The 11,805-nt window shown below is 73.9% G+C and carries 12 protein-coding genes; 6 read left to right on the top strand and 6 right to left on the bottom strand.

Going from position 1 to position 11,805, the window contains the following annotated elements; genetic code table 11:
• Window positions 1-64: 64 nt before the first annotated feature.
• Window positions 65-1,129 (top strand): ABC transporter substrate-binding protein, encoded by a 1,065-nt coding sequence (locus PP1_RS05065; protein ID WP_010224437.1) that lies wholly within the window; start codon window positions 65-67, stop codon window positions 1,127-1,129.
• Between the two features lie 58 nt (window positions 1,130-1,187).
• Here the strand turns inward: PP1_RS05065 and PP1_RS05060 are convergent, their stop codons facing one another.
• Window positions 1,188-1,883 carry a TetR/AcrR family transcriptional regulator gene (locus PP1_RS05060; RefSeq protein ID WP_010224436.1) on the bottom strand — a complete coding sequence of 232 codons (696 nt, stop codon included), beginning with the start codon at window positions 1,881-1,883 and terminating at the stop codon, window positions 1,188-1,190.
• A 16-nt stretch (window positions 1,884-1,899) separates the two neighbouring features.
• Entirely contained in the window at window positions 1,900-3,111 is a 1,212-nt protein-coding gene (locus tag PP1_RS05055) for a cytochrome P450 (protein ID WP_010224435.1), read from the bottom strand.
• A gap of 224 nt (window positions 3,112-3,335) precedes the next feature.
• Between PP1_RS05055 and PP1_RS05050 the strand changes: the two genes are divergently transcribed.
• The 5 genes from PP1_RS05050 (at window position 3,336) to PP1_RS05030 (ending at window position 7,756) form a co-directional block, all read left to right on the top strand.
• The gene (locus PP1_RS05050) at window positions 3,336-5,033 is read left to right on the top strand and encodes an L-lactate permease (protein ID WP_029239157.1); all 1,698 of its coding nucleotides are present in this window, start codon (window positions 3,336-3,338) and stop codon (window positions 5,031-5,033) included.
• A 52-nt stretch (window positions 5,034-5,085) separates the two neighbouring features.
• A complete protein-coding gene (locus PP1_RS05045) occupies window positions 5,086-5,619 on the top strand; it encodes a GNAT family N-acetyltransferase (protein ID WP_010224433.1) in 534 nt (177 codons plus the stop codon).
• 101 nt (window positions 5,620-5,720) lie between these two features.
• Complete coding sequence (locus PP1_RS05040) at window positions 5,721-6,395, top strand: HAD family hydrolase (protein WP_060572508.1); 675 nt, start codon at window positions 5,721-5,723, stop codon at window positions 6,393-6,395.
• Between the two features lie 44 nt (window positions 6,396-6,439).
• Window positions 6,440-6,793 carry a hypothetical protein gene (locus tag PP1_RS05035; RefSeq protein WP_060722089.1) on the top strand — a complete coding sequence of 118 codons (354 nt, stop codon included), beginning with the start codon at window positions 6,440-6,442 and terminating at the stop codon, window positions 6,791-6,793.
• A gap of 33 nt (window positions 6,794-6,826) precedes the next feature.
• The gene (locus tag PP1_RS05030; RefSeq protein ID WP_010228437.1) at window positions 6,827-7,756 is read left to right on the top strand and encodes a pseudouridine-5'-phosphate glycosidase; all 930 of its coding nucleotides are present in this window, start codon (window positions 6,827-6,829) and stop codon (window positions 7,754-7,756) included.
• On the opposite strand, the gene PP1_RS05025 is transcribed toward PP1_RS05030, so the two are convergent.
• The 4 genes from PP1_RS05025 to PP1_RS05010 form a co-directional block, all read right to left on the bottom strand.
• On the bottom strand, window positions 7,740-8,282 hold the full coding sequence (locus PP1_RS05025) for an NAD(P)H-dependent oxidoreductase (protein WP_010228435.1): 543 nt from the start codon (window positions 8,280-8,282) through the stop codon (window positions 7,740-7,742). The two genes, PP1_RS05030 and PP1_RS05025, sit on opposite strands and share 17 nt — an antisense overlap.
• On the bottom strand, window positions 8,279-8,800 hold the full coding sequence (locus PP1_RS05020) for a flavin reductase family protein (RefSeq protein ID WP_010228433.1): 522 nt from the start codon (window positions 8,798-8,800) through the stop codon (window positions 8,279-8,281). The genes PP1_RS05025 and PP1_RS05020 overlap by 4 nt, the downstream gene beginning before the upstream one ends.
• Window positions 8,801-9,067: 267 nt before the next feature.
• Window positions 9,068-10,210, bottom strand: coding sequence for a sigma-70 family RNA polymerase sigma factor (locus tag PP1_RS05015; protein WP_010228431.1), 1,143 nt, complete (start codon window positions 10,208-10,210; stop codon window positions 9,068-9,070).
• A 175-nt stretch (window positions 10,211-10,385) separates the two neighbouring features.
• The gene (locus PP1_RS05010) at window positions 10,386-11,747 is read right to left on the bottom strand and encodes an alpha/beta fold hydrolase (protein WP_010228429.1); all 1,362 of its coding nucleotides are present in this window, start codon (window positions 11,745-11,747) and stop codon (window positions 10,386-10,388) included.
• Window positions 11,748-11,805 lie beyond the last annotated feature (58 nt).

The following is an 11,805-nucleotide window of genomic DNA, read 5'->3' as shown; positions in this document are numbered from 1 at the left end:
GACGAACAGCTGAACGTCTGCTCAACTGTGGAATCCGGCGGGAGTGCGCGGCTAGTGTCCCCGCGTGCCCCGCTCCCGCCGGACCCTCGGATCCCGTGCCGCCTCGGTCGCCGCGTCGTCCCTCGTGGTCGTCCTGCTCGCCGGGTGCGGCGGGGCCCCGGAGCAGGCCGTCCCGGGCACCGCCCCGGCCGGGCCGACGGTCCGCAACTGCGACGTCGACGTCCCGGTCGAGCGGCCCGGCCGCGTCGTCGCGATGTTCCACAACGCGGTCGAGGCCGTGCTCGCGCTCGGCGCGGGGGACCGGCTGGTGGGTGCCGCCTACCTCGACAACCCGCTGCTCCCCGAGCTCGCCGGCGGGTTCCACCCCGAGCAGGACCGGCCGATCTACTGGCCGGAGGAGTACCCGTCGCGCGAGGAGGTCCTGCGGGTAGCGCCCGACCTCGTGGTCTCCGGGTTCACCGGCGCCTTCACCCGGGAGGGCCTGGGCACCCGCGCCGACCTCGCCGGCACCGGGATGGACTCGTTCCTGTTCAGCTCCTACTGCCCGTCCGCCGACGGCGGCGGGCAGACCGAGCTCGGCGCGGTCGACGTGTCGTTCGCCGGGGTGGAACGCGACCTCACCGACCTCGGCCGGCTGCTCGGCGCCGAGGACCGCGCCGCCGCGATCACGGGCCGCATGCGGTCCACCCTGGACGACGTCGCGCGGCGGCTCGACGGGGTCACCGAGCGGCCGCGGGTGGCGATGCTGAACTCGCCGGGACAGACCGGGGAGCTGCGCGTCTTCGGCTCCGGCGACATCGCGACGACGATCATCGAGGCCGCAGGCGGGACCCAGGCGTTCCCGGAGATCGACGGCCGGCAGCGCACGGTCTCGACCGAGGGGATCGTGGCCGCACGACCGGACGTCATCGTCGTCCCGGCCTGCTGCGGGGTCGACAAGGGACCGGAGTCGGCGGCGCCGCTGGTCGAGAGGCTGCGCGCCGACCCGGCGCTGGCGACGGTCCCCGCGGTCCGCGACGGCCGGGTCTACACGACGACGTTCGCCGAGGTCAGCCCGGGGATCCGGAACGCCGACGCGGTGGCGGCCCTGGCCGGGCGGCTGCACCCGGAACGCGTCTCCGGCCGCTGACGCAGAACATCCGCCCGGCGCCGTTGCCGAGCGGACGCCGACGACCGTAGCCCCTCACCTAGTGCGGGGGGAAGCTCGCGTCCGCACCGGTTTCTGTCCTGTCGCCGGGCGGCGACGGCAGCGGCGGATGGCCCGGCCGGAGCCCGTCGAGCAGCAGCGCCAGGTAGCGCCGCCGGTCCTCGTCGGCCGAGGCACCGCCGCCGTCCGTGCCGTGGGTGCCGCCGGTGCCGTCGGTGCTGTCCGCGTCGTCCTCGGAGACGTCCACGGCGGCCAGTGCCATCACCAGCACCGCCGAGAGATCGCGCGGGGTGAGCTCGGGCCGCACGGCCCCGGCCTCCCGGGCCCGGTCGAGCAACCGGGTCAGCGTGCGGCCGTACCGGTGCACCGGCTCGACGTCGAACGCGCCGGTCTCCCGCGCCAGCTTGAGCAGGGTGCGCCGCCCGGCGATCGCCTCCACCGCGCGGGACAGCGACCCGGCGAGGTCGGACCACGGGTCGCCGTCGCCGGCCGCGGCGGTCGGCTCGATCTCGGCGGCGAACACGTCCTCCAGCACCGCCCGCACCAGCAGGTCCCGGGTGCGGAAGCGGCGGTACAGCGTGGCGACCCCGACCCCGGCCCGCCGCGCGATCTCCTCCAGCGCGACGTCCGGGCCGTCGGACTCGAAGGCGGCGGCGGCCGCCTCGACGATCCGCCGGTGGTTGCGTGCCGCGTCGGCCCGCAACGGCCGGGCCGCTGGGCCGGTCGTGGTCCCCATCCGGGAACGGTAGCGCCTACCAGGTCACGCGGAGTGAGTGCATGCCGTACACGAAGTGGTATGCCCGGAATGCCGACGACGGGACCTCACCCGCGACGGCGAGCGTCGGGAACCGGCGCAGCAACGCCGGGAACGCCGTCGCCATCTCCATCCGGGCCAGTGGCGCGCCCAGACAGTGGTGCACGCCGTGCCCGAACGCGACGTGCCCGGCCGCCCCGCGGCGGACGTCGAGCCGGGCCGGGTCCTCGGCACCCGCCGCGGGATCGCGGTTGGCCGAGGGGAGCGAGCACAGGACGAGCGAGTCCTTCGGCACGGCGGTGCCGCCGATCGCGGTGTCCCGGGTCGTGACCCGGACGACGCCGGTGTGGACGATCGTCAGCCAGCGCAGCAGCTCCTCGACGGCCGGGCGGGCGAGCTCGGGCTCGGCCCGGACCGCGTCCGCCTGGTCGGGATGCTCGAGCAGCGCCAGCGTGCCGAGGGCGAGCATGTTCGACGTCGTCTCGTGCCCGGCGATCAGCAGCAGCGACGCGATGCCGACCAGCTCGGCGTGCGTGAGGTCGTGGCCGTGCTCGCGCACGAGCATCCCGAGGATGTCCTCGCCCGGGTCGGCGAACGCGCCGTCGACCAGCCGGGACATGTACGCGCGGTTCTCCCGGGAGAGCGCGACCCGCTCGTCGGCGGGCAGCGACAGGTCCAGCAGCCGCGACGACCGCGCGGAGAACTCGTCGCGGTCGGCGTAGGGCACGCCGAGCAGCTCGCAGATCACCAGCGAGGGGATCGGCAGCGCGAACTCGCGCACCAGGTCCGCGCCCGGTCCGGCCTTCTCCAGGGCGTCGAGGTGGTCGTCGACGATCTCGGTGATCCGCGGCTCCAGGCGCGCCATCCGGCGCTGGGTGAACTCGCGGGTGAGCAGCCGGCGCAGCCGGGTGTGCTCCGGCGGGTCCTGGGCGAGCAGGTTCCCGGCCCGCATCTCGGCGAGCTCGGCCTCGGACAGCCGGGGGCCCTCCGGGCGGCGCAGCTCCGAGCCGGCCGCGTTGGAGAAGGTGGCCGCGTCGCCGAGCACCTCGCGGACGTCGTCGTAGCGGGTGACGAGGTAGGCCTCGGCACCGAACGCGCCCCGGACGACGGGGACGTCGCCGTCCTCGCGGTGCCGGTCGAGAGCGGGATCGGGGGTGAAGCGGTCCCGGCGCATGTGCAGCGGCAGGGGGTGGACGTCGGTGTCGGTCACGGTGGTGGTCCTCCGGGTCGCGGACGCGCGTCCCCACCGACCGTACGCGGTGAAACGATAGGAGGCTCTTCGTTTCGTCCGCTCCGGTGCCGGATCGGCCTGTGCCGCACCGTTGTCCGGTCTGCTGCTCGGTGGCCGCGTACGTCACACTGTCGGGCGACGCGTTCCTCCACCCGTACCAACGCCCAGCACCGATCACCGACGATCCCTGCCGCGGAGTGCTCATGTTCCAGCAGCAACTGGCGCCGCTCGGGAGCCTCACGCTCTCGGCCCTGGTGGCCCTCCTGCCCCTGTTGACCATCTTCGTCCTGCTCGGCGCGCTGCGCTGGAAGGCGCACTGGGCGGCGCTCGCGGCGCTCGCCGTCTCGATCGTCGTGGCCGTCGTCGCCTTCGGGATGCCGGCGCACCTGGCGTTGCTCTCGGCGACCGAGGGAGCGGTCTTCGGCCTCTTCCCGATCATGTGGATCGTCTTCACGGCGATCTGGCTCTACCAGGTCACGGTGGCCAGCGGCCGGTTCGAGGACCTCCGCGCGGCGTTCCACCTGATCTCGGACGACCCGCGGGTGCAGGCGGTGATCATCGCGTTCTGCTTCGGCGGGCTGCTGGAGGCGCTCGCCGGGTTCGGGGCCCCGGTGGCGATCACCGGCGTCATGCTGATGGCACTGGGCTTCTCGCCGATCCGGGCCGCCGTCGTCGTGCTGGTGGCGAACACCGCGCCGGTCGCGTTCGGTGCCGTCGGCACCCCGATCATCACCGCGGGCACCCTGACCGGGATCCCGTACGCCGAGATCGGCGCCGTGGTCGGGCACCAGACCCCGGTGCTGGCCTTCGTCGTGCCGCTGCTGCTGGTGTTCCTCGTCGACGGCGTGCGCGGCATGCGGCAGACCTGGCCGGTCGCGCTGGTGATCGGCCTGGCCTTCGCGGTGGCCCAGTGGCTCGCCGCGACCTACCTGTCGGTCGAGCTCACCGACATCGTCGCCGCCCTGACCGGCCTGGTCGCCGGGGTGGTCATGCTGCGGTTCTGGCAGCCGTCCGGCGGGACCGAGGCGATGGAGAAGCTGCGCGGCGAGCGGGCGGACGAGACGCCGTCCGACGCCCCGGACGGTGGCGGCGGCACCGCGCTGGTCACCGAGCAGCGCGCCCTCACCGACCGCGCGGAGGCGCTCACCACCAGCCGGACGCTGATGGCGTTCTTCCCCTACCTGCTGGTCATCGTGGTCTTCTCGATCGCGAAGCTCTGGACACCGGCCAAGAGCCTGCTCAGCGCCTCCGACGTCGGCGTCGCCTGGCCCGGGCTCGACGGGCAGGTCCTCGACGCCACCGGCGAGGCCGTCTCGACCACCACCTACAACTTCCAGTGGCTGTCCTCGCCCGGCTCGCTGCTGCTGCTGTCCGGGATCGTGGTCGCCGTCGTGTACCGGGTCTCCCCGGGCGCGGCCTGGCGCGAGTTCACCGGCACCGCGTACAAGCTGCGGTGGGCCTTCTTCACCGTCGCCACGGTGCTGGCGCTGGCCTACGTGATGAACCTGTCCGGCCAGACGATCACCGTGGGCACCTGGATCGCCGGAACCGGTGCGCTGTTCGCGTTCCTCTCCCCGATCCTGGGCTGGCTCGGCACCGCCGTCACCGGCTCGGACACCTCGGCCAACGCGCTGTTCGCCACCCTGCAGCAGACGGCTGCCCAGCAGGCCGGGCTCGACCCGCACCTGATGGTCGCGGCCAACACCTCCGGCGGCGTCGTCGGGAAGATGATCAGCCCGCAGAACCTCACGATCGCCGCCACCGCGGTGGGGATCGGCGGACGGGAGTCCGAGCTGTTCCGGAGGACGATCGGCTGGAGCGTGGTCCTGCTGCTCGCGCTCTGCGTCCTGATCTTCCTGCAGTCGACGCCGGTGCTGTCCTGGATGGTGCCGACCTTCTGACACGGGACCGGGCACCCGGCGCCGCGGAGCGGCATGCGGAAGGATCTGCCGGGTGCCCGCCGAGATCCGCGTCCTGCCCACCGCCGATCTCGGACGCGACGGGCTGCGACGGCTGCGGGCACTGCTCGACACGGCGTTCGACGACTTCGACGACGACTCGTGGGACCACTCGCTGGGTGGGCTGCACGTCGTCGCCGGGCCGCCGGACGCGCCGGTCGGGCACGCGGCCGTCGTCGGGCGGCGGTTGCTGCACGGCGGCACCGCCCTGCGCGCCGGGTACGTCGAGGCCGTGGCGGTGCACCCGGACGTGCAGGGCCGCGGCCTCGGCGCCCAGCTGATGACGGCGGTCGGACGCCTCGTACGGGGTGGCTACCGGCTCGGGGCGCTCGGGGCGTCCGATCCCGCCGCGCGGCTCTACCGGCGCCTCGGCTGGACCGCCTGGACCGGGCCGCTGTCGGCGCTCACCCCGGACGGCGTCGTCGAGACCCCGGAGGAGCGCGGCGGCGTGTACGTGCTGCCGGTCGACGTCGTGCTGGACCCCGCACGGGCGCTGACCTGTGACTGGCGCGACGGCGAGCTCTGGTGACCGGCCGTCCGGGGGAGTCGTCGCCGGAGTGACCGAGCCGGTTCATCCGCAGGACAGGTCCACGACGGGTGCTGGCCACCCGAGGGGACTGGAGTTCCCCTGTGCAACTGGCGGTCCTCGATCTCGCGGGCACGACGATGGCCGACGACGGCCTGGTGCTCGCCGCGTTCCGTGCCGGGCTGCGCGCGGCCCGGGTCCGGGTGGACGGTCCGTGCTACCCGGCGCTGGACCGGCAGGCCCGCGCGACGATGGACCGGCCGGCGCTCACCGTGTTCGGCGAGCTGCTCGACGGCGACATGTACCGCGCCCGGCGTGCGCACACGGCGTTCGCCGAGTACCTCGCCGCCGCCGCCGACGACGGCCGGGTCCGGCCGGTCGACGGCGCCCCGGAGGCGCTCGACGCGCTGCGTGACGCCGGCATGCGGGTGGCGCTGACGTGCGGGTTCGACCCGGTCCTGCGGGACCGGCTGGTCGAGGCGCTGGACTTCACGTCCCGCGCCGACGTGATGCTGTCCCCGGCCGACGTCGACGGGCGCGGCCTGCCCGAGCCCGACCTGCTGCACGCCGCGGCGAAGCGGACCGGCGCCGAACCGTCCCGGGCGGCCGTCGCCGGCGACGCCACCGCGGGCATCGACGCCGCGGTCCGGGCGGGGGCCGGTCTCGCGATCGGGGTGCGTGGGGGAGCGCACGGCGAGCCCCGGCTGCGCGCGGCCGGCGCCGACGCCGTCATCGACTCGGTCGCGGACCTGCCCGCGCTGCTCGGCCTGCCCAGCTGAGCCCGGCCTGGCGCCCACCGCGGCCGCGGAGGAGGGTGTCGCCCATGACGACGGTCCTGGTGATCGGGTTCGACCCGCGGACGATCCCCGGGTACGACCCCACCCCGGTGCTCGCCGGGCTGGAGCGTGGCCGGGCCCGCTTCCACGAGCTGGGCCTGGACGCCCACGAGTGCCTGGTGGACCCCGCCGACGGCGCCGTCGAGGCGATCACCGCGGCGCTGACCGCCCGCCGGTACGACTGCGTCGTCGTCGGGGGCGGGCTCCGGTCGTCGCCCGAACACCTGCGCCTGTTCGAGGAGGTCGTCAACCTCGTCCGGGTGCACGCGCCCGCCGCCGAGATCGCCTTCAACACCGCGCCGGACGACTGCGCCGACGCGGTGCGCCGCCGGATCCCCTGACCCGGCGCCGGCGAGGCGCTACGGTCGATCACGATGAGGATCGCCGACGAGGTGTCCCGGGCCCTGGCCGCCGGGCGGCCGGTGCTGGCCTGCGAGTCCACGATCGTCACCCACGGCCTCCCGCGGCCGCGGAACCTCGGCGTCGCGCGCGACGCCGAGGACCTGGTCCGCTCGCTGGGTGCCGTCCCGGCGACGATCGGCGTGGTCGCCGGCGAGGTCGTCGTCGGGCTGACCGGCGACGAGCTGGAGCGGCTCGCGTCCGATCCGGACGTGGCGAAGCTCAGCGCCCGCGACCTCCCGGTGGCCGCGGCCACCAGGGTCTCCGGCGGGACGACCGTCGCGGCGACCGCGCACGTCGCCCACCGGGCCGGGATCCGGGTGTTCGCCACCGGCGGTCTCGGCGGGGTGCACCGTGGCGCGGCGTCGACGTTCGACGAGTCCGCCGACCTCCCGGCGCTGGCCCGGCTGCCGATCGTCGTCGTGAGTGCCGGGGTGAAGTCGGTGCTCGACGTCCCCGCGACCCTGGAACGGCTGGAGACCCTCGGGATCTCGGTCGCCGGGTACCGGACGCACGCCTTCCCCGGATTCTACGTCGCCGACTCCGGGTACGCGGTGCCGCAGCGCGTCGAGTCGCCGGAGCAGGTCGCGGTGGCCTGGCGGGCGGCACGCGGTCTCGGCCTGGGGTCCGCGCTGCTGGTGGCCAACCCGGTCCCGGCCGCCGAGCAGCTGCCCCCGGCCGAGCACGACGCCGCGCTGACCGCCGCGCTGGCGGCTCTCGACGACGCCGGGATCACCGGCCAGGACGCGACCCCGTTCCTGCTGCAACGGGTCCGCGACGCGACCGGTGACCGCAGCCTGGAGGTCAACGTGGCGGTCTACCGCAACAACATGGCGCTCGGGGCCCGGATCGCGGCGGCCCTGGCCGGGCCGGCCGGACCCGCGGCGGTCACACCACCGGTGTGACCGCCCGCAACGCCTCCGACGACCGGACCGCGGCCGTCAGGTCCGCCAGTGCCCGGCCGTGCGCCGCAGCCAGCTCCGCCGACTCCGGCGTGAGGGTGTTCCGGTCGACGTAGCCGGAGTGGTCGAGGTAGAGCCCGGGGGAGAGGACCTGCACCGCGAAGAACCCGGCGAGTACCGAGCGCAGGTCGTCGACGGCGAGGAAGTGGTGCCCGCTCGCCCCGGTCAGCACGACGGCGGCGGCCTTGCCCTGCAGCGGCGCGGTCTTCTCGCCCCACTTCCCGCGCTCGGTGGCCTCCAGCAGCGCCCGCAGCGACGCGGTGTGCCCGGCCCGGTAGACCGGGCTGCCGAACACGACGGCGTCGGCGTCGGCGAACGCGGCGGTGACCTCGTCGTGCGAGGTCTCCGAGAGCTCGATCAGCCGGGTGCTGTCGCCCGCCTTCTCGGCGCCGGCGAGGAGTCCGGCGACGGCGGTGGCCGTCCGTCCGCCCGGTTCCGGCCCGGCGACGACGCCGATGATGGTGCTCACGAGCTCTCCTTCGGGGTCAGGTGGTAGCCGCCGCGGAAGAACAGCAGCGGCAGCCGCGCGACGTCGGCGCCGAGCGCGTCGACCCGGGCGGCGACGATGGTGTGGTCACCGCCGTCGTACTCGTTCCAGAGGGTGCAGTCGACCCAGGCGCCGACGCCGTCGAGCACCGGCGCGCCGGACGGGGCGGGTGTCCACGAGACCCCGGCGAACTTGTCGACGCCCGAGCGCGCGAACCCGGCGCTGTGGTGCTCGTGGTCGGCAGCCAGGACGTTGACGCAGAACCGCCCGATCTCGCGGATCCGCGGCCAGGTCGACGATCCCCGCGCGGGGGAGAAGCTCACCAGCGGTGGCTCCAGCGACAGCGAGGAGAACGACTGGCAGGTGAAACCGATCGGCCCGTCCGGTCCGTGGGAGGTAACGACCACGACCCCCGAGGCGAACGCGCCGAGCGTGTCGCGCATGGCCTCCGGGGTGACCGGGCCGGGGACGGACGTGGTGTGGGCCGTGGATCCGGACATGTCCTCGACCCTAGGCGCGCCACGCCGGTCGGGCCAGCGATCACGGTCACGCGTCCCACGCCGTGCGACGGCGGGCCCGGTGTCGGGGCGATGTCGGGGCGATCTCCCGGGGCGCCCGGACCGCCCGGGCGATGATCATGTAGAACTCTCCCCTGCCGCACTCCGAAATCGTGGGGAGCCCCGGGGTGCGCTGACGACGACGGCCGTGCGGAGCGATGCTCCGCACGGCCGTCGTCCGTCGTGCGTGGTAGGAGAGGAGTGCCCGCCTCAGCTGGCGTAGGCGCGCAGCTTGTCGGCCCGCTCGCCGACCCGCAGCTTCGCCATGACCTCGCGCTCGATCTGGCGCACCCGCTCCCGGGAGAGCGTGAAGGCGCGGCCGATCTGGTCGAGCGTGCGGGGCTGGCCGTCGTCGAGGCCGAACCGCATGCGGATGACCTTCTGCTCCCGGTCCTCCAGGGTGGCGAGCACCCGGCGGAGGTCGTCGCTCAGCAGGCTGGAGATCACCGTGTTCTCGGCGTCGGTGGCCTCGGCGTCCTCGATGAAGTCGCCGAGCGGCGCTTCCTCCTCGGACCCGACGGGCATGTCCAGGCTCACCGGGTCACGCGCGTGGTCCAGCAGGTCGGAGATCTTGTGCTCCGGGATGCCGGACTCCTGGGCGAGCTCCGCCTCGCTGGGCTCGCGGCCCTGCCGCTGGTGCATGTCGCGCTTGATCCGGGCGAGCTTGTTGACCTGTTCCACCAGGTGCACGGGCAGCCGGATGGTGCGGGCCTGGTCGGCCATCCCGCGGGTGATCGCCTGCCGGATCCACCAGGTGGCGTACGTCGAGAACTTGAAGCCCTTGGTGTAGTCGAACTTCTCCACCGCGCGGATCAGGCCCAGGTTGCCCTCCTGGATCAGGTCCAGCAGCGGCATACCGCGCCCGGTGTAGCGCTTGGCGAGCGAGACGACCAGCCGGAGGTTGGCCTCCAGCAGGTGGTTCTTGGCCAGTGCACCGTCCCGGACGACCGCCCGCAGGTCCCGCCGGTACTGCGGGTCGAGGGACTCGAGGGTCCCCTCGGCGGTCGCGGTGTCGAGGCGGTGCTGGGCGAAGATGCCGGCCTCGATCCGCTTGGCGAGGTCGACCTCCTCGGCGGCCGTGAGGAGCGCGGTGCGGCCGATGCCGTTGAGGTACACGCGGACGAGGTCCGCGGCCGGGCTCTGCGCGTCGAGATCCTCGGCCAGCGCGGCGCTCGCACCGGGTACGGTGGTCTCCAGCGCGGTGTCCTGTGCGGTCGCCCGTGCCCGGGAACTCGACGCGACCCTGGGAGCGGTCTTCTTCGCGGCGGCGCGGGTGGGCGCCTCCGTCGTACGGCGGGGGCCGGGAACGGCCGAGGTCGCGGCCGGAGCGGTCGTGGTCACCGTCATGTGCATTTCCTCCCCTGCTCGGGCGCGACGAACGACGGATGGGGCTCGTCGCATCGCCCTACACCGGGTCCAACGCACCCCGTGACGGGATCGTTCCCGCGACGCGGCCCCCGAGGCCGGGAAAATCGCCGCGGGGGCCGTGTCGTCGATCACATCGTGTTGCGGATCTCTCAGGATCCTCTTAGGGAGCGGGCACCCGCGGCGTGTCGCGGGGATCGGCCACGGCGCGGACGCTGCTGCGCCGGCGCGAGCCCTTGCCCGTTCCGCCCGCCTTCGCGCGCGCACCCGGGACGGAGTGCGAGTAGACGGACTCCATCAGCACCGGCCACTCCTGACGCAGTGCGTCGCGCCCCATGAACAGCCCGAGGTGGCCGGCCGACGCCGTCCGGTAGGTGACGTCCTTCGCCGGGGTGCTCACCTTCTCCGCGGCCGCGAACAGCTGCGGCGCCGGGGTGATGTGGTCGGTGGAGCCCGCGAGCAGCAGCAGCGGGCAGTCGATCGCCGCCATGTCGACCGTGCGGCCGTCGACCTGCAGCGTGCCGTCGATCAGGCGGTTCTTCCAGAACAGGTTCTCCACCAGCCAGAGGTAGAACGCCCCGGGGATGTCCTGGGTGTACTTGAACCAGTCCTCGAACACCCGGTAGCGCTCGACGTGCGTGGCGTCGTCGATGTTCTCCAGCAGCTGGAGCTGCCGGGAGACCTCGGACTGGGGCTGGATCGAGATGAAGTTGGACAGCACCGCCGAACCGGGCATGTTGCCCCCACCCGCGGCGACCAGCGCCTTGTACGGGGCCATGCCCATCGATCCGGCCATCAGCTTCGTGGAGGCGGAGATGATCGACTCGCCGGCGTGGAAGTCGATCGGTGCGCCGGCCAGGGTCAGGGTGTTGACCCGCTCCGGGTGCAGGGCCGCGTAGATCGTGGCCAGCCACCCGCCCTGACAGTCGCCGACCAGGTTCGCCCTCCCGCCCATCCGGCGGATCGAACGGTCGATCACCTCGAGGTAGTCGGTGATCGTGACGTTCTTCGTCGCGGTCGTCGCGGGGCGCCAGTCCAGCGCGTAGAGCTTCGTCAGGCCCGCCGCCCGGATCATCGCCAGCTGGCTCTGCTGCGGCGAGTAGTCGATGACGGTCGAGGAGTGCCCGGCCTGCGGCGGCAGCACGAGGGTGGGCACCACGTCGTCGTCGCGGTGCTCGGCGGCGGTGAAGTCGCGCAGCAGCGCGAACGGGGTGGACAGCGCCACCTCGTTGGCCAGGTGCCAGGCCGGCTCGCGGCGGTCGGCCATCGCCGAGAGCCAGAGCAAGGAGCGACGGGCGGCGTCACCGGGCTTGGCGATCCGCTGCACGGCGTCGATCCAGTACGCGCCCGTGGCGCGACCGACCTCCGTCACCACCTTGGTCAGGTTGCGGGCGTTGTACGAGATCAGGAAGCGCAACGGGTCGACGTGTCCCGCCGGGGCGGTCTCCGTCCCGCCGGTGGCGGGGACGGCACGCGGGCCGTGATCGGTCGCCGCGGTGGTGCGCTGGCTGGTCGCCGTGCTCATGGGCCTCTCCCATCAACTCTGATGCCCGGGGCCTGTCCGGGTTACCGAACGGTAAAAC

Source organism: Pseudonocardia sp. P1 (assembly GCF_000178675.2).
Classification (GTDB): Bacteria; Actinomycetota; Actinomycetes; order Mycobacteriales; family Pseudonocardiaceae; genus Pseudonocardia.
The sequence above is the reverse complement of the archived record's forward strand: the minus strand, read 5'-3'. Positions and strand labels throughout refer to the sequence as shown.

Coding starts and splice junctions, on each gene's coding strand:
- PP1_RS05060 (WP_010224436.1), bottom strand. CDS start 1,883: ATGGGGACCACGACCGGCCCAGCGGCCCGGCCGTTGCGGGCCGACGCG.
- PP1_RS05050 (WP_029239157.1), top strand. CDS start 3,336: ATGTTCCAGCAGCAACTGGCGCCGCTCGGGAGCCTCACGCTCTCGGCC.
- PP1_RS05035 (WP_060722089.1), top strand. CDS start 6,440: ATGACGACGGTCCTGGTGATCGGGTTCGACCCGCGGACGATCCCCGGG.
- PP1_RS05030 (WP_010228437.1), top strand. CDS start 6,827: ATGAGGATCGCCGACGAGGTGTCCCGGGCCCTGGCCGCCGGGCGGCCG.
- PP1_RS05020 (WP_010228433.1), bottom strand. CDS start 8,800: ATGTCCGGATCCACGGCCCACACCACGTCCGTCCCCGGCCCGGTCACC.
- PP1_RS05015 (WP_010228431.1), bottom strand. CDS start 10,210: ATGCACATGACGGTGACCACGACCGCTCCGGCCGCGACCTCGGCCGTT.
- PP1_RS05010 (WP_010228429.1), bottom strand. CDS start 11,747: ATGAGCACGGCGACCAGCCAGCGCACCACCGCGGCGACCGATCACGGC.